Consider the following 21688-nt stretch of genomic DNA (forward strand, 5'->3'; position numbering starts at 1 on the left):
TTAGGGTAAATAAAAAACTTCTTCCAATGGAATGCTCACCGGCGAGTTGTCGGGATTACTTTCCATAATGTCGCTCATATACTGCCACCAACGCTGCATCACGGCCTGTTGGGGCAGTGCATCAAGGTTAGTGGGCTCCGCAATATGCAACACACCAAACAAACTGCCTGTTTCTTTGTCCAGGAAAATGGAATACAGGTGAATACCAGCGTCTTTCAACAGGGTTTCCAGTTCGGGCCACAATTCGTCGTGACGCTTTTTGTATTCCGCTTCTTTTCCGGGGAACAGCTTCATCTTGAACCCTACCCTTTTCAGGCCGGCCAGTGAAGCATCGGTAACAACCGTATTTGTTTGCAGGGATTCCATATTCGGTTAATGCTAACTGTATTAAAAAGAAAAAAGGAGGCTGGCTTTAGAAAATAAGGTATGTGAGTGTCGCAAAAAACTGAATACCATCCAGCCTCCCTTTTTTAGTCATGAGTTTATAGTTGAAAGTTCAAAGTCAGCGTCTGCGACTCTGAACTTTCAACTATAAACTTTGAACTGCTATCTATGAAAAGCCATCGCCACGCCACCATCAACGTTCAGCACGTTGCCGGTGCCTTTGTTGAGCAGGCCGCTAACAAAGGCGTAGCATGCATTGGCAATGTCTTCGGGCAGGATCACTTCGTTGAGCAGGGTGCGCTTGGCGTAGTATGCAGGCAGTTCTGCAACGGTGATACCGTATGCTTTAGCGCGGCCTTCGGCCCAACCACCGGCCCAAATATTAGAGTCGGCAATAACCGCATCGGGGTTCACCACGTTTACGCGGATTTTATCACCACCCAGTTCGGCAGCCAGCAGGCGGCTCATATGGGCCTGTGCTGCTTTTGCAGAACCGTAACCGGCGTTGTTGGGACCAGCCACTACCGAGTTCTTGGATACAATGTTGATGATATCGCCACCGATAGCCTGCTTGCGCATGATGGCCGTACCTGCTTTTGACACCAGGAACTGTCCTTTTACGAGGATATCGTACAGGCGGTCCCATTCTTCGATGCTGTGCTCGGCGATTGACTTGGAAATAGAGATACCGGCATTGTTTACCACAATGTCCACACCACCAAAGGCGAGGGCTGTGGCTTCAAATGCCGATTCGATAGTGCTGTTGTCGGTAACGTTGAGCAGCGTGGAAGCCACTACATCTTTACCATATGCTTTCTGGAATTCGGCCAGTGCACCGTCGAGGCGCTCCTGGTTAATATCATTCAGAATCACGCAGGCGCCTTCCTCTACAAATTTCTTGGCAATAGCCTTACCAATACCACCAGCACTACCGGTGATAAGGGCAATGCGGCCGCTCAAAGACTTGGGCTTGGGCATCCGCTGGAGCTTTGCTTCTTCCAGCAGCCAGTATTCGATATTGAACGCTTCCTGGCGGGGCAGCGATGTGTACTCGGAGATGGCCTCAGCGCCCTTCATCACGTTGATGGCGTTGATATAAAACTCACCGGCAACACGTGCGGTTTGTTTGTCCTTGGCAAAGGTGAACATACCTACGCCGGGGTACAGCAGCACCACGGGGTTGGCATCGCGGATGGCGGGGCTGTTGGGGTGCTTGCAGGTGTTGTAATAGTCGGTGTACATCTGGCGGTACTCCTCGAACTGGGGCGCCAACTTAGCTTTTAGCGCAGCCACATCATCCAGCGATTCTTCAGGCGTGAGGTTTAGTACCAGCGGGCTGATCTTGGTACGCAGGAAGTGGTCGGGGCAGGAAGTACCTAAGGGTGCCAAGCGGTCCAGGTCGTTGCTGTTGGTAAACTCCAGCACCCGCTCGTCGTCGGTGAAATGACCGATCATGCGGGTTTGTGAAGAGCAGAAACCACGCAGCACGGGTGCCAAGGCTGCTGCCTTTTTCAGGCGCTCTTCCTTGGGCAGCGACTGGATGCGTACGCCACCGAATACGGGTGCTTTCTTGCCGATATTGTCCTGGATGTACTGGGCGCAACGCTCAATTACTTCGAGGGTATTGATATAGCTTTCGTAAGCGGTATCGCCCCAGGTAAAGAGGCCATGCGAGCCGAGCATGATGCCACGGATGCCGGGGTTTTCGTTGAGGCACTGCTTCAGTTGCAGGCCCAGGTCGAAGCCGGGCTTCTGCCATTCCACCCAACCGATGGTACCACCAAAGAGTTCCTGGGTGATTTGTTTACCATCTTTTGCAGCAGCAATGGCGATGGCCGCATCGGGATGCAGGTGGTCGATATGTTTGAAAGGCAAAAAGCCATGGAGGGGCGTATCGATGGAGGGCGCTTTAGAGGCGAGGTCGTAAATGCAATGGTTGAACAATTCCACCATCTCATCTTCTTGCTCGATGCCGCGGTAGATGTTTTTGAGGCTGCGCAAACGGTCAACATACAGGGCCGCCAGTCCGCTGCGCTTCAGGGTACCGATATCGCCACCCGAACCTTTTACCCACATTACTTCAACCTCGTTGCCGGTAAGCGGGTCGGTAGCCATGGCCTTACAGGAGGTGTTGCCACCGCCGTAGTTGGTGAGGCGCAGGTCGGCGCCCAGCAGGTTGGAACGGTAAATGAGCAGGGCCACTTCGTCACCGGCCATTTCGGCCGCCTTGGCTTCATCCCAGAGGTAGCTTACATGCTTGAACTGGGTAGTTGTTGTAGTCGACATATCGGTTGTTTATGTAGTTATCTGTTGCTTGGTTGTGTACAAAGTGATTGTTATTTCAGCGAGTTGCCATAACCCACCAGCAGTACCGAAAGGATGATGGTGATGATGCCGGCGATGATGGTGCCTTTTGTTTTTTTGCTCACGCCGCTCCATTCTTTCAGCGCAAGGCCCCAGGCGTTGGCCACCAGGATGATAAAGGCCATGTGCAGGATCCACGAAGAAGGACCATTGCCCATCTTGCTTTCACCCATACCGTAGAAAAAGAACTGGAGGAACCAGGTGGTTCCGGCCAGTGCCGAAAAGAGGTAGTTCTTTGCCAGCGGTGCTTTCTTGTTGGTATAGTCGCCAAAGGTTTTATTGCGGGCATTGAGGAACATACAGTAAATGAAATTCGTCGTGAGTCCACCCCAGAGCACGACTACGTAGGTCACGTTGTTCTGGTAGAGGAACTCTCCCTGGCCGGGGTTGGCGTCTTTCCACAGGGCATTGGCCACATCGGCCATGGGCTTGCCTGCTTCGAGTCCAAAATTGAAACAAGCGCTTAGCAAACCGGAGATGATGGCTACGGTGATACCGAGGCCAAACTTGTATTCTGTTTTAGCCGCCGTGCCGCCATGCCCATCGGAAACGGGCGTAGCGCTGCATAGTTCGGCTTCCTTGAGCGTACCTGCGCGGCCACAAATCCAGATACCCAGCACGCAAACGGCCAGACCTGCCAGCACTACCTGCCCCCAGGAGGTGCTTACCAGCTGCGAAAAAGTATCCTTGCCCTCCTTGGGGAACATATCGTAATAAATGGAAGGGATCAGAGAACCCAGCACCATGCAAAGCCCCAGGATAATGCTGCTACCCAGCGATACGCCGAGGTAGCGCACACCCAACCCATAGGTAAGGCCGCCAATACCCCAGAGCACGCCAAAGAGGTAGGTATAAAACAGCGTAGTGCTGTCGGTATCGGCAATGATGCAGTCGAAGCAGGGAATGGTGAGGTAAGCTGCCAGCGGTGGCACAATGAGCCAGGAAAAAAGGCCGCCAACAATCCAGTAGCTCTCCCAACTCCAGTCGCGTACCTTCTTATAAGGAATGTAGAAACTACCGGAGGCGAAACCGCCTATAAAATGAAATAATACTCCTAGAAGGGCTTGCATGAATTCAGTTATTTCAAAATGACAAACAATGTAGGATAAAAGTAAGACGGGCCCAAAAGGCAACCGTTATGGACTGTAGGGTTCTGGGTTTGTGGAAACAGCCGCTGGCGAGGACTCATACTAGTTATTGATAAAGTATCGCAAAGGGCACAAAGGGTGCGCGAATTACGCAAAGGCACACCTTTGCGCTCCTTGGCGAAAAATTTGCCCCCTTCGCGACACCCAAATCCATACCTAAACTGACAGTTTGGAATGAACAAAATCCAGCACCGCATCTGCAAATATTTTCGGCACCTCCACGCAGGGAATATGCCCCACCCCTTCCAACACCCTTAAGCTTGCGGCGGGGATTACTGCTGCCAATGTTTCCATATCGGCAAGGGGAATGGCCCCATCAGCATTGCCGGCAATACAGAGCGTGGGCAAAGAAATGCTTTGCAACTGCCCACTGAAATCCGTATCCCGCAAAGTGGCGCAGGCCTGCACATAACCCGGTAATGCGCAGCCTTCCAGCATTCGTTTCATCCCGGCAACGGTAGCGGTATTGTTTTGTAAAAAAGAAGGCGCCAGCCAACGGCCCAATATCATATCAGCCAGCGGCGCAATACCACCCGCTTTAATCGTGGCAATACGGTCTATCCAGTAAGGCAGTTCACCAATGCGGGCAGCGGTATTGCTCAATACCAGCTTTTCGATGCGTTTGGGATGACGCAGTGCCAGCCACTGTCCCATCAGCCCGCCAATAGACAAACCGACAAACACACAACGATCAATGCCATGCGCATCCATCAATGCCAGTACGAGTTGGCCATACCATTCAACCCCGCCGCCACTCCCCGATTCAGACAAGCCATGTCCCGGTTTATCAAAACGCAGCACTGAGCCATGCGGCAATAAACGGGTCACCACTTCATCCCAAATGCGAAAGTCGGTACCCAGCGAGTTGGCAAAAACAAAATTGCGTACGCCTGCACCGGGCAGGTATTGGTAATGGATGCTTTGGTTTTGAAAAGAGCAAAATTGCATGGCAGGCAGATCGGCTATTTAGGTAATAAAATTTATGGAAGTGAAATTTAAGCCGTCTGCAGTTATTACAATAAACTTCATTGAACAACAACACCAGGGTGTAAGCAAAAACCGTTGAAACGGTTGTGTACAAGGAGGATTTATGCCATTTGCCCCACGGTTGAAACCGTGGGCTAAACCTGTCAACTGTAATACCTGCTTTATTTAGTTTATGTCATTTATCAAACAACTTGAAACTGGCATTAGTTTATAATTGAGAACTGCTATACCTATCCCAAACGCAAAGCAGCCACAAAGACTTCTCTATGCGGCTGCTTTGCGTTTACTTAGCGCTCTTTGCGATACAAAACCTACTGCTTGATGCAGGCTGATTGGGCTGGCTCCGTAAACATTTGCAACCAGGAACCTGCAACTTGTAACTGCTTTTCTTAAGCACTCGCCTTCAAACCACTCAAGAAACGATAAGCATTCGTAAGTGCCTGTTTCGCATCAGGCGCCAGGTCGCGCTCTACGAAAAAGTGCTGCACACCGGATTGCTGCGCCTGTGCCAGGATGGACTTTAAGGGCAACACACCACTGCCTGCATCAGCGAGGTAAGGAAACAGCGCAAGCCACTGGCTCATGTCGCCGCCATCACCTGAGAAGCGCATGTCTTTACTCATATCTTTTACGTGGAGCGACACATAACGGCCTGCATATTTTTTGAGATACTGCACCGGGTCAATGCCTCCCGCAACGGTCCAGAACAGGTCCATCTGGAAGAACACGGTTTGGGGATCAGTGCTTTCAATTACCATTTCCACGGGAATTTTGCCCCCGATTGCTTTCAGGCCATTACCATGGTTGTGGTAGGCAAAACGTAACCCGTGTTTTGCAGCGGCTGCACCAATGGCATTGTATTCATCAGCCTGGCGCTTGTAGCCATCGAGGTCCGCAGGTGTTTGTGCCGAAGGCAATACCAGGTATTTGGCGCCAAGGGCATTGGCCGCGTCAGCCAGTTCGCCCATCTTTTCTTTGAGCGTAGGCAAACTGGTGTGCATGGAGGGTGCTGTCAGTCCATTGTCAGCAAGAATTTTCTTTACATCAGTAATGCTATTGCCAAAGAAACCACTTCCGCTGAAGCCTAGCGACTTGGCGGCGCCTTTCCAGCCTTCTATATCAGTTGCCGTGCTGAAGGGATAAGGGCCAAACAGTTCTACTTCCTTATAGCCGATCCCGGCGATCATTTTCAACGTGCCTGCAAAATCATCATTAAGCATTTTGGGTACGGTAAAAAGACCAACACCTAAACGGTTCATGGCTGCGGAACCCGGAAACAAAGATTGAGCAGTGAGTCCTTTTGCCAACAGGCTGCCTGCAGCAAGAGCTGCGGTATTGCGGAGAAAATGTCTGCGTGTGTTCATATGTCAAGCTTGAATGCCTAAGATAAGGTATTTATTTTAGCTTGTCATTTTCACACAATGAGATCCAATCCTTCCTTGATCCGTTAAATTAAATAGAGCTTATCTAACCCGGGTGGTTATAGCTATATGGTATGGGAACACGGATCAAACGGATGGAACAGATTGGGACGGATATCCGTTTTGATCCGTCCAATCCCTTTCATCCGTGTTCCTATCATATTTGCAAACGAGTAACCGCAGCAACACTAAAAACGAATTGAGTTTGCGATTTAAAAAATGCTTGCAAATAAAAAAGCGGCATTACTGCCGCTTTGAATCATTTTGCTTTGGCGTCGGCTTTTACCCGTTCGCCCTTGGCATCAAACATGCCCATCAGGCTGCCCTCCACCTTATCGGCATCTTTTTTCTCCAGGCGCAGGTTTACATCATATCCCTCGATGTGGAAATAGAGCACAATGCTTTTATCATCGGGCTCTTCGATCTTTTCAATCTTTGAGAGTTCGGTCTGCCCGGTGGAGTCACTGATGGTGCCATTCACACCATTGTCCTTACGTGTCAGGTCAAAAAGCAATGTTGCATCGCCGTTGGGCGTACCGGCAATCATTACGTTCCATTTACCAATAAAGTAATCGTTCTTAACAGCGGTCTGGGCCTTTGCGCTAAAAGATAGCAGCATAAAAAAAAGGCCTGCGAAAATGGTGGTGATACGCTTCATACAATCGTAGTGTTTTGCTGAAGATAAGCATTCCACTCACTTACCCACATCTGCTATACTATCTTTTTCAAGCCAGCTAAAATTTATAGGCATACCCGGTACGAAAGACCTGCGTTTCGTAATAGTCGGTGCTTACAAAATGAAAATTGGAACCCTTGATTTCTTTCCGGAGGCGATAAGTATTGAACAGGTCTGTGGCATTGGCGAAGAGCTCGCCGTTACCCTGCTGCACGGACTTTTTTAAACCCATATCCAACGAAAAGCGGGCATACACTTTTCCTTGTGGAATGATATCGGGAGCCAGGTAAACAGCTGTAAGCTGCAGGTCTGTTTTTCCGCGCAAATGAAATACCCCATTGAACTTCACACTACCCGATGTAGCTTCTTCGGCAGGTGCGTCATACAAGGTTGGCACCGGGTACTTATTGGCTATGCTAAATGCAGCAATGCGGTTGCGGTACAGGTTTGCATTGATATTGTAAGTAAAGCTTTGCCCTGCATTGTGCTGCCACAACATTTCGATACCGCCATTATAACTCCGGCCTGCATTCTGAAATACGGAATAGATGATGGTACTGCCCGGCAGATTGGTACCGATGCGGGTGATGGTACCGTTGGTAGTACGGAAGTAAACCGCGGTGTACAGGTATCCTTTAGGCAACTCTTTACGCAGTCCTGCTTCCACGGAATTGGTAAACTGAGGTTGCAGGGCAGGATTGCCCACCTTCAGTATTTCAGGATCATCATACTTGGGAAAGATGCGGATATCGCCTTCATCAGGGCGGTCTACGCGGCGGTTATAATATAACGACAACTTGGTTTGATCACCCAGTTTATACCCCATGCGCACACTTGGAAATGGCTGTACATAATTGTAGCCATCGCTTTTGTAGGTGTTGTGGTCCGGGTTAACCCTGTAGCTAAGGTGCACATACTCCCAACGCAGGCCCGCTTCCAGTTCAAAACGCTTTTGCTCATAAACATAATTGCCAAAAAGCGCCGGTATCGTTTCCTGGTACCTGGCCCAGCCTGCCGCATTGGTATCCAGCGGTGAGTTGATACCCGGGAAGAACCGCATATTGGTGGGAATGTTGCGCTGCCTGAATTTGAATCCCCCCTCAAAGCGGCCCTGCTTCAGGGGCCGGAAATAATCGATGGAAAGATCACTTACATGTTCATCGGCAAGCAGCATAAAGGTGTCCCTGCCCGTATAGGCAGGCCTGATATCGGTAAGGAAATACTGCTCATCCTCGCGGTGAAAAGTGTAGTTGAACATCACCTGCAACAGGTGGCCCGGCTGTTGGAAGCGGTGCTGGTAGTTGGCCGAAACGGTGGCCGCCGTGTTTACTTCGTCTTCATAAAACTGCCAAAGCCTGCTGCGGTTGGTCAACTTGTCATTGAAGTAAGGAATATCGCCATGATCGCGCACATATTCGCTGCTGTACAAACCCGATACGCTAACAGCATCGGCATCGCTTAGTTGCCAGTCAACACCTGCCTTTATGGTACCAACAGTGGTGATGCGGTTGCGTTTCACCTGGTTGCGGATGGTATCGCCATTGCTGTAATAACGGGTGGTAAAATCGTTTTTATTGAGTGTTTTATTATACAGGTAATCGCCCTGCATAAAGGCATTGAACCTGTTCTTCCGGTAATTAAGCGACAACGACGGGTTGAACTTGGGCGTTGCCTGGTACTGTGGCCTTATGGAGGGCAGGTTTTCCTTTTTTTGCAACAAAGCACCCAGTCCTGTAGTCATCCCCAACTTGCCATTAAAACCTTGCTGCCCGCTTTTTTTGTAAATGATATTGATGATACCCGCAGCACCATTGGCATCGTATTTCGCCGAAGGGTTGTTGATGATCTCAACGCGTTCAATTGCCGATGCCGGAATATTATCCAGTGCAGCCTGGTTGCCAAAGCCCGTAAGTGCCGTTTGCCTGCCATCCAACAAAACCACCACCCTGTCGCTGCCCCGCAACTGCACCTTACCTCCTTCCGAGACGGTTATGCCCGGCAGGTTGCGCATGGCCTGCAACACCGATCCGCCGGCCTGGCTGATATTGTTCTGGATGGAAAAAACCTGTCTGTCCATGCGGCTGTTCGGGCCTTCCTGCCGGGCAGCCACCCGCAACTCCGACAATGTAGCAGCCATGGGAGCCAGGTTGATTATTCCCAGTTCGAGGTAGGCGCTCAACCTGCCCACCAGCAGTTTTTGCCAGCCCGGTGTATAACCTGCATGCGACAGTTGCAGCAGGTATTCGCCCGCTACCACACCGGGCAACTGAAAGCGGCCATCTTCGCCGCTGATGGTGCCTGCAACCAAACTACTGTCGCTCTTACGCAGTGTGATGGAAACAAAAGCCAGGGGCTGCCTGCCCGCATTGTCGCGCACCATACCTGAAAGGGAAACCGTTCCTGTTTGAGCAAACAATACGGGAGCAAAAAATAAGGCGACAAGAAGAATCCAAAGCGATCGCATGAATTGATTTTATGATGATGCAGGGGTGCAAATTAGCAAATGAACCAGGGTGGTTTTATGATTGGTAACTGTAAGCGCTACGGGTGCCTGCCGCGCCCAAATGCTGTCAACAGAGTATTCTGCGCCATTTGCCAGGGGAAATGGTACCGTATGTTTTACGCTCTTAACGAAGCTGGATCGCGGGTTCCTGCACCCAACACTTACCCCCTACACTGGCTAAAAACACTTCAGCGCAAAGAGCAAAAAACCCGCGTTGGCAGGGAGCCTTGCGGGTTTAGGGTGTTGTCAGAATGATTTGATGATGGCAAGAGTACGGCCTATACAAAAAAGGGGCGGGTGCCGGCAATTGCAAAAGCTTACTTCGCCTGCGCGGTAACGGCGGGTGCGGCAGATTTTGCAGGATGTGCCTTTCCGTTATGACAGGTATAGCAGGTCACTTCCAGTTTAGCGGTAAGATCCTTGCTGTTTTTAACATCAAAGAATTTCTTATTGAGCTTTGCAGTCATGTTCATCATGCTGCGGGCAATGCCTTTGTGCTCGTTGGCATCGGAGGCAAAGTCCATCGACTTCTGTTCCTGGTTGAATACATGGCAGAAATTACATTTAACACCCATGGAGGAGGTGAAATGTTTCATCACGCTGTCCATTTGTTGCTTGGTGGTGTTCTTGGGCATCACCTTGAGGTTTTTGTAGCGGGGTGTTTCATCATTGAGGGCAAAAGAGCTGGCCACAACAACAAGGAGGAGCAGTAGAATGGTAGTTGTTTGTTTCATATCCGGAGCTTTGGCGATGAATATACGGGAAAGTTTTTCAACTCGTCAGTAAGATACATAGAAGGTAACCTTTTTTAACCTCCAGGCTACAGGTCCAGGTGCTTTACCTGCACCTTTGTACTGCCTGCCTCACGGATAATAAGGGTAGCCCGCGGGCCTACCAGAAAGTCGGCTGCCGCAACTAATGGCCGCATCAGGTCCAGCATGGCCGCTGCGTCATGACCCAGGAAAGTCCATTGCTGAAAACCGCCTTTTTCATTGTACCGGGCATCGTCCAAAATACCAAGGTTTTGGGTGCGCAGTGCTGCGTCCAACTGTTGTTGCAGCTGCAGGGCAGCGGCCTCCTCCACGGCATCCTGTTCATCGAGGAAAAAACTGAGTTGCAAGGAATCTTTATATATCACAACCCGAAAAGTAGGAAAAAAGGGCTGCAGCACCAGTTGCGGGCTTTGTGGCCTGGGTTTGGGCGTGATGTTGAAAAAAAATTTCCCTTTAAAAGTGTAAGATTTACACCTATAAATTGGTTGGGCATCTGCGCCAAATGCTTCGCAAACCCTCCACCAGCAAGGGTTTTAACAATTAGTTACCGCGTTAGGCGCAATAGAATTAGAAAGAAATTGGTTTCTTGCTGCCTGCAGACCATCGTAAAATTGTATCAGCAAGCAAGTTAATAGCGCCGTTTGCTAACCTGCATCAACACCAAGGCAAGCTGTAAAGCCCAGCACAAAAAAATATTTCGAACTCTTTCATATGGCAAGCAATCGTTAGTCGCCCGCTGTTTCCACAGTGGGCTTTTTTATGCCCGGAACCTTGGGGTGAAGAAGAACGGCTAACGGGAAACCCCAGGTTGCATGGTGAAGGATCCATCAAAATAGGATTGCTGCAAACAGGGGTGCAGGACCAAGGCTCCAGGTACAGAACCAAAAGAAACAATTGCCTAGCATCCACCCTTGCTTTTCACCCACTATCTTACCGGAAAGAAAAGAAGCCATGAGCCAACCCAAAACCATACTCATTACCGGCGCCACCGGGAACCTGGGCACCGTTGTCAGCCAGTATTTTTTAGCAAAAGGCTACACCGTTATCGGTACGGCCCGGAGCAAAGACAGTACCGCCGACAACCCGTCCTTTCACCTGTACACTGTAAACCTGGCCGACGAAGTGGAAGTAGCCGGCTTTGTAGCACGTGCAGCAGCAGACCATGGCCGCATAGATGCAGCCCTGCTGCTTGCCGGCGGTTTTGCCATGGGCGATATTGCCGCTACCAGCAGCGCCGCCATCAGGGAGCAGGTAGCACTCAATTTTGAAACAGCCTACCACGTGGTGCGGCCGTTGCTAAGCCATATGCAGCAAAATGGAAGAGGAAGGATCGTGTTTACAGGCAGCCGGCCGGCACTGGAGCCCAAGGCAGGACATAGCATGCTGGCTTATGCCCTCAGCAAGGCCCTATTGTTTCAGCTTGCCGACATGATCAATGCAGCAAACAGGGGCTCCGGCATCAATGCGGCCGTTATTGTACCCGGCACCATCGACACGCCAGCCAACCGGCAAGGTATGCCCGATGCGGATTTCAGCACCTGGGTAAAACCCGAAAGCATTGCAGCAGCCCTTTACTTCCTGGTTTCGGAAAGTGGCAGCGCGGTGAGCGATGCGGTACTCAAGCTGTATAACGGCGCCTGAGCAGGGGTCAAAAACAAAGAACCACAGCAATGGATAAACGCTACACCGGGAAGGTTCCTGGCGGAGCGGCCGATTCCATTACTGTGGTTCGGGATATTGTACAAGCAGCAAAAGCAGGTACCCCTTATTTCAGGTGGCCGTTAAGCACTTTGGCCAGCTCAAACATGCTGATCTGTGCCTTTCCGAAGATGGGCTTGAGGGCCTCGTCGGAATTGATCATGCGCCTGTTGGCCTTATCCTGCAGGTTGTTTTTCTTGATATGCTCCCATACTTTCTTTACTACTTCGGTGCGGGGCAGGGGCCTGGCGCCAATTACCTTCGACAGCTGCTCGCTGGGTGTCAGCGGAGCCATGAAAGCGGCATTGGCAGTACCTCCGCTACGCTTGGCACCCGCTTTCTTTGCGGCAGCTTTGGGAGCGGCGGCTTTTTTAGCAGGAGCTTTCTTAGCGGGTGCAGCCTTCTTGGCGGCAGCCTTCGGAGCGGCCTTAGCAGCAGCCTTGGGAGCAGCCTTGGCGGCAGCTTTAGGTGCGGCCTTTGCAGCGGTTTTAGGAGCGGCCTTAGCGGCGGCTTTTGCGGGAGCTTTTGCTTGCTTGGTAGTTGCTTTCTTTGCAGCTTTTGCCATAACTGAGTAATTAAAGTTTAGCGTATTATCCTACTAATTTAGGTTATCGTTGCTCATAATAAAATTTCATGCCTTAGTTGTGACTAACCCGTGGATAAGTGCAGGCAAATACCAAGGCTTTCAATTGGTAAAAAGCTGTAAACAGAACCGCCACACCTCTTGGTTTGCCTGCTTAAAACATAGCGCCAGCAGCCCGGAATAAGGATAAGAAGCGCCATGGGCCTCATTTAGACAGCAAAAGCAAAATCCCTTCCTCACGGAAGACAACAACCGAAAAAAGCACATATGGATACCGTAAGATGGGCCATTTTAGGAGCCGGAAAAATCGCACACAAATTTGCACAAGACATTCAGCAGGTGCCCAATGCCCGCCTGGTGGCGGTGGCTGCCCGTGACAAGGAGCGGGCCCGGGTCTTTGCCAGCCAGTACCAGGCTCCTATTGCCTGCACCTACCAGGAGCTCTATGCACACCCCGAAGTAGATGCTGTTTATATCGCCACTACTCACAATTTTCACCTGGAGCAAAGCCTTGCCTGTATTGAAGCCGGCAAGGCAGTTCTGTGCGAAAAACCCATCACCATCAACCACCATCAGCTCGGGCAACTAACAGCGGCTGCCCGGCAGCGGGGTGTATTGCTCATGGAAGCGCTGTGGACCTGGCTGCTGCCTGCCATGCAGCAGGCAAAGGCATGGGTTAAGGAGGGCCGCATCGGGGCCATACAAACCATCCATGCCGACTTCTGCTACCTCATGCCTTACGAACCGGAGGGCAGGTTGTACAATCCCCAGCTGGCAGGTGGTGCGCTATTAGACCTGGGTATCTACCCCGTTGCTTTTACTACCTATTTCATGGGCGGCAGCCCCGATACCATCCGCGCCACAGCCATCATGACCGATACCGGTGTGGATGCCAGCACCAGCATGATCTTTCAATATGGCGCCGTGCCTGCATTCCTCTACTGTTCCCTTGCAGGCAGGTCGAAGGTGCAGGCGGTGATCATGGGTGAAAACGGGCATATAGTAGTACCCGACTTTTTCAAGGCTTCAAAAGCCTTTCTGTATAATGCGGAAGGGAAAGAAACGGATCGCTTCGATGATGGCCGCAGTACGCTGGGGTACAACTACGAAATTGAAGAAGCCAGCCGCTGTTTTTTGGAGGGCCGTACCGAAAGCAGCCAGGTACCTCTGGACAGCAGCCTTGCCATCCAGGAAATATTGACTACGGTAAGAACGCAGATAGGTTTGAAATATCCTTTCGAGTGAGCAGTGGCAGCCAACTATTGCATATTGAGTTTCGCAGGTAAGTGGTGAAGCCCGGGCATAGGTTGGAGCATTAATCAACCCCTGTTTCATAGGTACAGAAAGGTTCGTTGGTAATGCAAAGTGGGTGAAGCCGGTTACCAGTAAGCCGGTAACGCGTTAAATATGGGTATAGAAGCTGTAAAAACCAAGCCCTGCACTACTTATTTGTATAGTTGTAAAAAAAATCGACAGTAACCTTACTGTCGACTTTTTATTATGGTTGTTCATTTATCGTTTTTGCAGTTGTGCAGCCGCAGCCTCATCTACCAGCCAGTGCACGGTATCTGCATCCTTGCGAATAAGTTGGGAAGGGTACTGATTCGTATCAGGTGCGCCTTCCAGTACCTCGTACAGGGCCTTGGCCTTATTGGCGCCAAAGGTGAGGAAAGCGATCTTCCGGGCTGCATTGATCAGGGTAGCCGTCAGCGTGATGCGGTACATATCCTGTGGCGCCAGCCAATAGGCATCCACCAGCTTTTCCTGTTCGGTTAAAACGGCCGTACCGGGAAACAGGGATGCAGTATGCCCGTCATCACCCATACCCAGGAGAATGAGGTCGAACTGGGGCTTGAAGCCACCAAAAAGCTCCAGCAGGATTTGCTCGTATTCCTTTGCATAAGCCTCAGGCGACACTTCTGCTTTCCACATCGGGAAGATCTGCTCCGCCGGCACAGGCACTTTGTCCAGCAGGGCCTCTTTCGACATCTTGTAATTGCTCTTTTCATCATCCAGCGGCACCCACCGCTCGTCGCCCCAGAAAACATAGGTCCGGGCCCAGGGCACTTCGTTCAGGTAAGGCGGTTCGGCCAGCATATGGTACAACTGTACCGGTGAAGAACCACCTGTAAGCGCTACCACAAAGCGGCCGTCACGGGCCACGGCCTCTTTGGCGGTTTGTACAAAAAGGTCGGCGGCAAAAGTGCTCAGGGCTGTTTTATCGGTAAATACTTGGAGCATCTGCTGTTCTTTTTCCTGTCTAAAATAAATGAATAAACCACGAAGACGACGGACAACAGACCACGGACGAAAAGGTAAGTTGCAAATTAGTCCGTTATCTGCCGTCCGTCGTCCGTGGTCTGTCGTCCGTTGTCTATCACCTGTCGTCTGTCGTCGGTTGCCCATGATGTACCCGCTAGGTGCGGGGTGTCTCAAAACGTACCGAACCGGTATTAGTGTGGTAGGGTCACCGTCCAGGTATGCCCGTCGCGGGCAATAAGGGCCTCTGCATTCTCGGGTCCCCAGGTGCCTGCGGCATAGTTGGGAAACTCCAGCGATGGCCTTGACTCCCATGTTTCAAGGATGGGCGTGATCACATCCCAGGCTACTTCCACCTGGTCGCTGCGCATAAAAAGGGTAGCATCACCCTGCATGGCATCGAGCAACAGGGTTTCGTAAGCCTCCGGTGTTTGTGCCGGCGTGGTTTCATCGTTAAAATCAAATACCATTTCAGCGGGCTTCAGGCGCATGCCCATGCCCTGCTTCTTGGCCATAAAGCGCAGGCGGATATCCATCTGCGGCTGGATATTGATCACGAGGCGGTTGGGGAACATGTTCTCGGCCATCGCGTCGGGGAAGGTGAGGTGAGGCACCTGCCTGAACTGGATGGTAATGGAAGAACCTTTCTCCTGCATGCGCTTGCCGGTACGCAGGTAAAAAGGCACGCCCTGCCAGCGCCAGTTGTCGAGGTAAAACTTGATGGCGGCAAAGGTTTCGGTATTGGACTTTTGATCCACACCACCTTCCTCCTTGTAACCGGGTACTTTCTTGCCCTTGATCCAGCCCGGGCCATACTGTCCACGCACGGCAGCCTTGCCCACATCCTCGCGGCTGAAGCGGCGGATGGCGTGCAGCACATCTACCTTACGGTTGCGGATCTCCTCGGCTTCAAAAGTAACCGGCGATTCCATGGCCACCATGCACAACAGCTGCAGCAGGTGGTTCTGGATCATATCGCGCAGGGCGCCGGAACCTTCATAGTAGCCGCCGCGGTCTTCCACGCCTACTTCTTCGGCAACGGTGATCTGCACATAGTCGATATAGTTACGGTTCCACAGGGGCTCCCAAAGGGCATTGCCAAAGCGGAAGGCCATGATATTCTGAACCGTTTCTTTACCCAGGTAGTGGTCGATGCGGTAGATCTGCGACTCCTTGAAAGTAGCCGTCAGCAGGCAGTTCAGTTGCTTGGCCGATTTAAAGTCGTGGCCAAAAGGTTTCTCCACCACAATTCGGTCGCGCTCCACATCGGCAGCCAGCCCCGACTTGTGGAGGCCTACGGTTACCGGCTCGATAAAACGCGGCGCCACCGAGAGGTAAAACAGGCGGTTGGCACGCACACCCCACTCCGCTTCCAGGCTTTCGATCTTCGCCTTCAGGAGTTCGTAAGCTTCGGGGTCGTTGATGTTGGACTGCAAAAAGGTGATGCTGGGTGCAAATGCGGCCCACTTGTCGGCTTCGGGCTGGCGGCGTGAAAACTCACCCAAAGCATCTTCGAAGTGTTTGCGGTACTTATCGTCGTTGGTATCGCTGCGGCCCATGCCAATGATGGCAAACTGCTCGTGGAGCCAGCCATCGAGGAAGAGGTTGTAAAAAGCGGGTACCAGCTTCCTTTTGGCAAGGTCGCCGGTGCCACCAAAGATGATGGCGATCGTGGGTTCGGTTTTATGAATAGGACTCACGGTGGTAGAATATTGAGATGAATGATTGGGTACACCTAACAGGTCTTAAAGACCTGTTAGGTGTTGTTTTAAACCTATAAGGTTTTTAAAACCTGATAGGTTTTGCGAGGTGAAAACCTTCAAGATTTTTTAAACCCTTATAGGTTTAAAAGACTAGCTCCACTGCGTGTGAAAAATTCCCTCGCGGTCAACCCTTTCGTACGTGTGTGCGCCAAAATAGTCGCGCTGCGCCTGTATCAGGTTGGTGGGCAGGGTCTCGGTGCGGTAGGCATCGAAATAAGCCAGCGAAGCCATAAAGGCGGGCATGGCAATGCCCTTGTCAATGGCCAGCTTCAGCACGGAGCGGATATCCTGCTGGCGCACCAGCAGGTCGGCGCCAATGGCGGGATCGAGCAGGATGTTGCGCAGGGCGGGATTCTTTTCAAAAGCCGCGCGGATATCGGTCAAACAGGCTGCACGGATGATACAGCCGCCACGCCAGATGCGGGCCACCGTTGCCAGGTTCAGCTCGTAGTTATAGGTTTCGGAAGCCACGGTCAGTTGCGCCAGGCCTTGCGCATAGGCGCTCATCATGGCAAAATAGAAGGCGTTGCGGGCCTGTTGCACCAGGGCTGCACGGTCGGCTTCCGCCACCTGCGTCAGGGCACCGTTGGGCAGCAGTTTTGCTGCTTCCACCCTTTCTTCCTTGTATTTGGAAATATCGCGCATCAGCACCGACATGTCGATGGTAGGCACAGGCACCTGCAGGTCCATGGCGTTTTGCGAAGTCCACTTGCCGGTACCCTTTGAGCGGGCACGGTCGGAGATTACCTGCACCATGGGCAGGCCGGTATGTTCATCGGTATGCTTGAGGATCTCACTGGTAATTTCAACGAGGAAGGACTGCAGTTCGGTATTGTTCCAGGTTTGGAAAATGGCCTGCAGTTCGGTATCGGTAAAGCCGGCGCCACGTTTCAGCAGGTCGTAGATCTCGGCAATCAGCTGCATCACGCCGTACTCGATGCCGTTGTGTACCATCTTCACGTAGTTGCCCGCCGAGCCATTGCCCAGGAACTCTACACAGGGTTCGCCGGCAACCTTGGCGGCCACGGCTTCAAAAATGGGACGCAGGCGCTCGTAGGCAGCACGGTTGCCACCGGGCATCATGCTGGGGCCAAAGCGGGCACCTTGTTCGCCACCCGAAATACCCATACCAAAGAAGTGGATACCACTGGCTTCCAGTTCGGCTACGCGGTGGTCGGTATCGGGGAAATAGGAGTTGCCACCGTCAATAACAATATCTCCGGCATCCAGCAGGGGCAGCAGCGAAGCAATGGCGGCGTCTACGGGTTTGCCGGCAGGCACCAGCAGCATGATGGCGCGGGGGCTACGCAGCGACTGTACAAAAACCTGCAGATCGGTAACACCCTGCACGGTGGTGCCGGGAGTGGCTTCCACGGAAACGGCGGCTGCTTTTAGGGGATCGAGGTCTAGGCCAATAACGGAAAAACCATGATCGGCGATGTTGAGCATGAGGTTACGTCCCATCACGCCCAATCCGACCATTCCGAAATCAAATTGTTGTTGGTTCATTCGTTCGTTCTTTACGGTGACTGGGCGGCAAAGGTACAGCCCGGTGTCAATGCGGTGTTTAAGATGTTTTCCTTAGCTGCCCGAAAAAGAAGGATGGAAAGGGCTGGCAGCAACCGGATGTAGGGGTAAATATAAACCCATATATCGCTTCCCGTTTAATAAGCGGACCTGTTTTTTACGCAAACGTTACCAAAAACCACTGTTTTTTAAACAAGACACAAGCGCAACAACCCTATTTTAAACATCATTTAAAACATGAATCCTTTTTACCATACCCGGTTAAAGTAATGTTTGGCAGCGAAAGCCTGCCATTTCTTTTTTCTATCAGTTCATTGAAATTCTTGTTCACTTTACCGGGACATTTCCTCCGAAATTTGCCCTGCCTAAAACAATAAACCATGGAATCACTACAAGGAAAAGTAGCGCTGGTAACCGGCGCAGGTAAAGGTATCGGGAAGGCCATCGCAACAGCCCTGGCTAAGGAAGGCGCACATGTGGGCCTGGTGGCCCGCACCGAAAAAGACGTACAGCAACTGGCGGAAGCACTGAAAGCCCTGGGTGTGCAGGCAGCATATGCCACCGCCGATATAAGCGATCGTACAGCCGTGGAAGCCGCCGTACAAGCCATTGAAAACAGCCTCGGCCCCATCGATATTTTGATCAACAATGCCGGCACCGGCACCTTCGGCAAGTTCCTGGAACTGGAACCCGAAGTATGGGAACAGCAGATCAGGGTCAACCTGTTTGGTGTTTACTATGCTACCCGTGCAGTACTCCCGTCCATGATTGAGCGCAAAACCGGCGATATCGTAAACATCTCCTCCACTGCAGGCAAGTCGGGCAGTGCGGTAACCAGCGCCTACAGCGCTTCCAAGTTTGGAGTTTTTGGATTAAGCGAAAGCCTGATGCAGGAAGTACGCAAACACAATATCCGCGTTACGGCCCTTGCACCCAGCACCATCGTTACAGACCTGGCCCAAAGCGCCAACCTCATCACCGGCGATCCCGAACGCGTGATGCACCCCGAAGATTTTGCCGAACTGGTGATCGCACAGTTGAAGTTAAACAGAAGGGTGCTGGTGAAAGAAGCAAGTATTTTTTCCACGAATCCGTAAGGGAGCTGCAAGCTGTTAGCTTCAAGCTATTAGCTGCAAGCTGCAAGTGGAGCCAAACACCAAGTGATCATTTGCATGGATAAAAAAAGAAATAGCTGCCATGTGCAGCTATTTCTTTTTGGAATTGATACTATGCGTGAAAAGATTAGCGGCCCGCAGGCTGCAAAGCCTGAAGCAAGCCTTTGTAATAAGCTTCACTTACAGGCAATAGCTGCCCGCCGATCTGCACCCCTGTGCGGTCGGCTTTTTGGATATGCGTGGTGGATACCAGGAAAGACCGGTGGATGCGAACAAACCGTGCCGCAGGCACCCAGTTGACGGCTTCGGCAAAGGTGCTGCGCGATAAAACTTTTCGATCCTTGAGCACAAAGCTTACATAGTTGCCGGTGGCTTCCAGGTACAGTATTTCATCAAAAAACACCTTTACCTGCTCCGAGCCCGTTTTGACAAACAGGTGGTCGGCCGCTTCAGTGGCGTTCCGGAAATTGTACAACTCGTAGGCCTTGTTGCAGGCCTTTACAAAACGGGCCAGCGAAAAAGGCTTGAGGAGGTAATCGATGGCATCCATCTCGAAGCTGGTAACGGCATGTTCGCTATAGGCAGTGGTAAACACCAGCAGGGGCTTGCGCGAAAGGCTGTTGTAAAAATCAATACCCGATATATCCGGCATTTTGATATCCAGGAAGATCAGGTCCACCGGTTCTTTCTGCAGGTAGTCCATAGCAGCAAAGGCATCAGTGAATGCTGCCTTCAGTTCCAGAAAGGGCACTTTGGCGGCATGTGCCCGCACCACTTCCAGGGCAATGGGTTCGTCGTCAACAACAATGGCTTTCATCACAAGATTTTAAACAAACAGGATACTATTACCGGCGCACAAATTAAGAAAGCTTGACCAGCCCGAACGGACAGCTACAAATATTTGGACCCGCTCCTGTCCGCCCGGCGGTCGCTTATTTCTTCCCGCCAGCCAATTCTATCACGAGGTGCACAAAGAAGTCGCGTGCATTTTCCCGTATCAGCAGTTCATGTTTCCCTGGATACAACAGCTGCAGGCGCTGCCTTACGTTGGCCAGCCCGATACCGCCATGGTACTGCTCCGGGTCGTGCAGGGGCCGCGGGTGCTTGCTATTGTACACATCAAAATACAGGCTGTTTTCTTTTACTTCCAGCGACACTTTGATATAGGAAGGTTCGCGCAGGCTGATGCCATGCTTGAATGCATTTTCAATAAAAGGAATGAGCAGCATGGGTGCCACCTGGAGGTGCGGCATGATGCCGGGTTGTATATCCACCTGTATGTTGATATCGGGGCTCGACTGGGTACGGAGCTTTTGCAGGCTGATGTAGTTATTGAGGTAGTCAACATCCCGAACCAGCGCTATTTTTTCCTGCATATTTTCGTGCAGCATAAAGCGCATCATATCGCCCAGCATCTGCGAAGCCTCGGCAGTGCGCTCCGCTCCTTCCTGCAGTGCGGTACCGTAAATGGTATTAAGCGCATTGAATAAGAAATGCGGGTTGATCTGGGAGCGCAGGAGGTCGAGGTTGGCAGCCGATGTTCCCAACTCTTTTTTAAGGGCATATAATTCTTCCTTGCCTTTGATTTGCCTTTTAAACATCGTCCAGGCAGCCGGCGCCACCACCAAAAATTGTATCAGGGCGTTCACCAAGGCAACACCAAAGCCATCATCTTCATCATCGAGGATATTGACCACAACAAATGCCACCAAGGCAAAAGCAAATATGCACAGCGGCAGCACCCGCACCATATAGCTCAGGAAGGGCCTTTTGCGGGCGTAGGCTGCAGGTATGAGGGTGCCAAAGGAATAATTGTAAAGCAAAACCGCATTGGGCAAGCCGAAAAACCATAAGAAAAACAGTTCAGGTGCATGTATAGTCAGGAGAAAAAAACCAACAATTGCCCATAACACAACCAACAGCAGTTTTTCGCGGCTAATAGTATTACCTGCCCACCAGTTACGCAAAAAAGGGAGCAGCACCCATGCACAGAAATACCGCACCATCAGGTAAGCAATAAAGAACAAGGCCATTTGAAAAGTCAACAGAAAGGATTCCTGGACCAGTTGTACAAAAGCTGCAGCCTTATTGGGCGGCGCAATCACCAGGTATTGTTTCAGGTAAAATTGCGAGAGCAGGATGACAGCAAAAGCACCCAGTACCAGGCTAGCAGCCAGCCAGTACTGCCGGCTTTTTTCCTCATTGCGAATGATGCGGGGCACCACCCTGAAGTTGAGCAGGGAAAAAGCAAAGAAAAGATAACAGGCACGTACCAGGAAGGGCAGCACATAATTCTGGTAATAGTTGAACCCTACATTAGCCACTTCAAAATCCTGCCGGTTGGGTGCGTACCAGTTGCCATCGGCCCCGGAAATGGCAGGGGCAAGAAAAGTCATCAGGGAAATAATAAAAACGGCGGTGATGGTCCACAACTCAATAGCTGCGCCATTTATTCTTTTCAGACCGGCTTCTTTCATATTGAATACT

General features: G+C 51.3%; 18 protein-coding genes. 3 read left to right on the top strand and 15 right to left on the bottom strand.

The features are described 5' to 3' along the window. From rhaM to BUE76_RS19720, 9 genes are all read right to left on the bottom strand, one after another. Positions 1 to 366: an L-rhamnose mutarotase gene (rhaM, locus tag BUE76_RS19680; RefSeq protein WP_245798377.1), complete on the bottom strand. Its 366-nt coding sequence runs from the start codon at positions 364 to 366 to the stop codon at positions 1 to 3. A gap of 180 nt (positions 367 to 546) precedes the next feature. After that, the gene (locus BUE76_RS19685) at positions 547 to 2670 is read right to left on the bottom strand and encodes a bifunctional aldolase/short-chain dehydrogenase (protein ID WP_073044643.1); all 2124 of its coding nucleotides are present in this window, start codon (positions 2668 to 2670) and stop codon (positions 547 to 549) included. Positions 2671 to 2720: 50 nt separating this feature from the next. Next, positions 2721 to 3818: an L-rhamnose/proton symporter RhaT gene (gene rhaT / locus BUE76_RS19690; RefSeq protein WP_073044641.1), complete on the bottom strand. Its 1098-nt coding sequence runs from the start codon at positions 3816 to 3818 to the stop codon at positions 2721 to 2723. A gap of 234 nt (positions 3819 to 4052) precedes the next feature. Continuing rightward, positions 4053 to 4844, bottom strand: coding sequence for a 3-oxoadipate enol-lactonase (pcaD, locus tag BUE76_RS19695; protein ID WP_073044640.1), 792 nt, complete (start codon positions 4842 to 4844; stop codon positions 4053 to 4055). 428 nt (positions 4845 to 5272) lie between these two features. Further along, positions 5273 to 6247: a sugar phosphate isomerase/epimerase family protein gene (locus tag BUE76_RS19700; protein ID WP_073044638.1), complete on the bottom strand. Its 975-nt coding sequence runs from the start codon at positions 6245 to 6247 to the stop codon at positions 5273 to 5275. Between the two features lie 316 nt (positions 6248 to 6563). Next, the gene (locus BUE76_RS19705; protein ID WP_073044636.1) at positions 6564 to 6962 is read right to left on the bottom strand and encodes a hypothetical protein; all 399 of its coding nucleotides are present in this window, start codon (positions 6960 to 6962) and stop codon (positions 6564 to 6566) included. Positions 6963 to 7038: 76 nt separating this feature from the next. Then, the gene (locus BUE76_RS19710; protein ID WP_073044634.1) at positions 7039 to 9444 is read right to left on the bottom strand and encodes a TonB-dependent receptor; all 2406 of its coding nucleotides are present in this window, start codon (positions 9442 to 9444) and stop codon (positions 7039 to 7041) included. A gap of 356 nt (positions 9445 to 9800) precedes the next feature. Beyond that, entirely contained in the window at positions 9801 to 10217 is a 417-nt protein-coding gene (locus tag BUE76_RS19715) for a c-type cytochrome (protein WP_073044632.1), read from the bottom strand. Between the two features lie 86 nt (positions 10218 to 10303). Beyond that, positions 10304 to 10603, bottom strand: a complete 300-nt coding sequence (locus tag BUE76_RS19720; RefSeq protein WP_143157344.1) for a hypothetical protein — start codon at positions 10601 to 10603, stop codon at positions 10304 to 10306. 604 nt (positions 10604 to 11207) lie between these two features. Here BUE76_RS19720 and BUE76_RS19725 point away from each other — a divergent pair. Next, positions 11208 to 11897 carry an SDR family NAD(P)-dependent oxidoreductase gene (locus BUE76_RS19725; RefSeq protein ID WP_073044627.1) on the top strand — a complete coding sequence of 230 codons (690 nt, stop codon included), beginning with the start codon at positions 11208 to 11210 and terminating at the stop codon, positions 11895 to 11897. 124 nt (positions 11898 to 12021) lie between these two features. Here the strand turns inward: BUE76_RS19725 and BUE76_RS19730 are convergent, their stop codons facing one another. Then, entirely contained in the window at positions 12022 to 12519 is a 498-nt protein-coding gene (locus BUE76_RS19730; RefSeq protein ID WP_073044625.1) for an SWIB/MDM2 domain-containing protein, read from the bottom strand. A gap of 285 nt (positions 12520 to 12804) precedes the next feature. Between BUE76_RS19730 and BUE76_RS19735 the strand changes: the two genes are divergently transcribed. Next, a complete protein-coding gene (locus BUE76_RS19735; protein ID WP_073044623.1) occupies positions 12805 to 13782 on the top strand; it encodes a Gfo/Idh/MocA family protein in 978 nt (325 codons plus the stop codon). Between the two features lie 267 nt (positions 13783 to 14049). Here BUE76_RS19735 and pgl read toward each other — a convergent pair whose 3' ends face one another. From pgl to gndA, 3 genes are all read right to left on the bottom strand, one after another. Next, a complete protein-coding gene (gene pgl, locus BUE76_RS19740) occupies positions 14050 to 14778 on the bottom strand; it encodes a 6-phosphogluconolactonase (RefSeq protein ID WP_073044621.1) in 729 nt (242 codons plus the stop codon). Positions 14779 to 14990: 212 nt separating this feature from the next. Further along, on the bottom strand, positions 14991 to 16496 hold the full coding sequence (gene zwf, locus BUE76_RS19745; RefSeq protein WP_073044619.1) for a glucose-6-phosphate dehydrogenase: 1506 nt from the start codon (positions 16494 to 16496) through the stop codon (positions 14991 to 14993). A gap of 153 nt (positions 16497 to 16649) precedes the next feature. After that, positions 16650 to 18068 (bottom strand): NADP-dependent phosphogluconate dehydrogenase, encoded by a 1419-nt coding sequence (gndA, locus tag BUE76_RS19750; protein ID WP_073044618.1) that lies wholly within the window; start codon positions 18066 to 18068, stop codon positions 16650 to 16652. A 398-nt stretch (positions 18069 to 18466) separates the two neighbouring features. Here gndA and BUE76_RS19755 point away from each other — a divergent pair, with 398 nt between their 5' ends. Beyond that, positions 18467 to 19183 carry a 3-ketoacyl-ACP reductase gene (locus tag BUE76_RS19755; protein WP_073044616.1) on the top strand — a complete coding sequence of 239 codons (717 nt, stop codon included), beginning with the start codon at positions 18467 to 18469 and terminating at the stop codon, positions 19181 to 19183. Positions 19184 to 19328: 145 nt separating this feature from the next. Here the strand turns inward: BUE76_RS19755 and BUE76_RS19760 are convergent, their stop codons facing one another. Then, complete coding sequence (locus BUE76_RS19760) at positions 19329 to 20018, bottom strand: LytR/AlgR family response regulator transcription factor (protein WP_073044614.1); 690 nt, start codon at positions 20016 to 20018, stop codon at positions 19329 to 19331. 115 nt (positions 20019 to 20133) lie between these two features. Beyond that, positions 20134 to 21678 carry a sensor histidine kinase gene (locus BUE76_RS19765; protein ID WP_073044613.1) on the bottom strand — a complete coding sequence of 515 codons (1545 nt, stop codon included), beginning with the start codon at positions 21676 to 21678 and terminating at the stop codon, positions 20134 to 20136. Positions 21679 to 21688 lie beyond the last annotated feature (10 nt).

The organism is Cnuella takakiae (assembly GCF_001953305.1).
Taxonomy (GTDB): domain Bacteria; phylum Bacteroidota; class Bacteroidia; order Chitinophagales; family Chitinophagaceae; genus Flavisolibacter; species Flavisolibacter takakiae.

What these genes read in the sequence shown, in the direction of transcription:
- rhaM (WP_245798377.1), bottom strand. Translation starts at nt 366, where the DNA reads ATGGAATCCCTGCAAACAAATACGGTTGTTACCGATGCTTCACTGGCC.
- BUE76_RS19685 (WP_073044643.1), bottom strand. Translation starts at nt 2,670, where the DNA reads ATGTCGACTACAACAACTACCCAGTTCAAGCATGTAAGCTACCTCTGG.
- rhaT (WP_073044641.1), bottom strand. Translation starts at nt 3,818, where the DNA reads ATGCAAGCCCTTCTAGGAGTATTATTTCATTTTATAGGCGGTTTCGCC.
- pcaD (WP_073044640.1), bottom strand. Translation starts at nt 4,844, where the DNA reads ATGCAATTTTGCTCTTTTCAAAACCAAAGCATCCATTACCAATACCTG.
- BUE76_RS19700 (WP_073044638.1), bottom strand. Translation starts at nt 6,247, where the DNA reads ATGAACACACGCAGACATTTTCTCCGCAATACCGCAGCTCTTGCTGCA.
- BUE76_RS19705 (WP_073044636.1), bottom strand. Translation starts at nt 6,962, where the DNA reads ATGAAGCGTATCACCACCATTTTCGCAGGCCTTTTTTTTATGCTGCTA.
- BUE76_RS19710 (WP_073044634.1), bottom strand. Translation starts at nt 9,444, where the DNA reads ATGCGATCGCTTTGGATTCTTCTTGTCGCCTTATTTTTTGCTCCCGTA.
- BUE76_RS19715 (WP_073044632.1), bottom strand. Translation starts at nt 10,217, where the DNA reads ATGAAACAAACAACTACCATTCTACTGCTCCTCCTTGTTGTTGTGGCC.
- BUE76_RS19725 (WP_073044627.1), top strand. Translation starts at nt 11,208, where the DNA reads ATGAGCCAACCCAAAACCATACTCATTACCGGCGCCACCGGGAACCTG.
- BUE76_RS19730 (WP_073044625.1), bottom strand. Translation starts at nt 12,519, where the DNA reads ATGGCAAAAGCTGCAAAGAAAGCAACTACCAAGCAAGCAAAAGCTCCC.
- BUE76_RS19735 (WP_073044623.1), top strand. Translation starts at nt 12,805, where the DNA reads ATGGATACCGTAAGATGGGCCATTTTAGGAGCCGGAAAAATCGCACAC.
- pgl (WP_073044621.1), bottom strand. Translation starts at nt 14,778, where the DNA reads ATGCTCCAAGTATTTACCGATAAAACAGCCCTGAGCACTTTTGCCGCC.
- gndA (WP_073044618.1), bottom strand. Translation starts at nt 18,068, where the DNA reads ATGAACCAACAACAATTTGATTTCGGAATGGTCGGATTGGGCGTGATG.
- BUE76_RS19755 (WP_073044616.1), top strand. Translation starts at nt 18,467, where the DNA reads ATGGAATCACTACAAGGAAAAGTAGCGCTGGTAACCGGCGCAGGTAAA.
- BUE76_RS19760 (WP_073044614.1), bottom strand. Translation starts at nt 20,018, where the DNA reads ATGAAAGCCATTGTTGTTGACGACGAACCCATTGCCCTGGAAGTGGTG.
- BUE76_RS19765 (WP_073044613.1), bottom strand. Translation starts at nt 21,678, where the DNA reads ATGAAAGAAGCCGGTCTGAAAAGAATAAATGGCGCAGCTATTGAGTTG.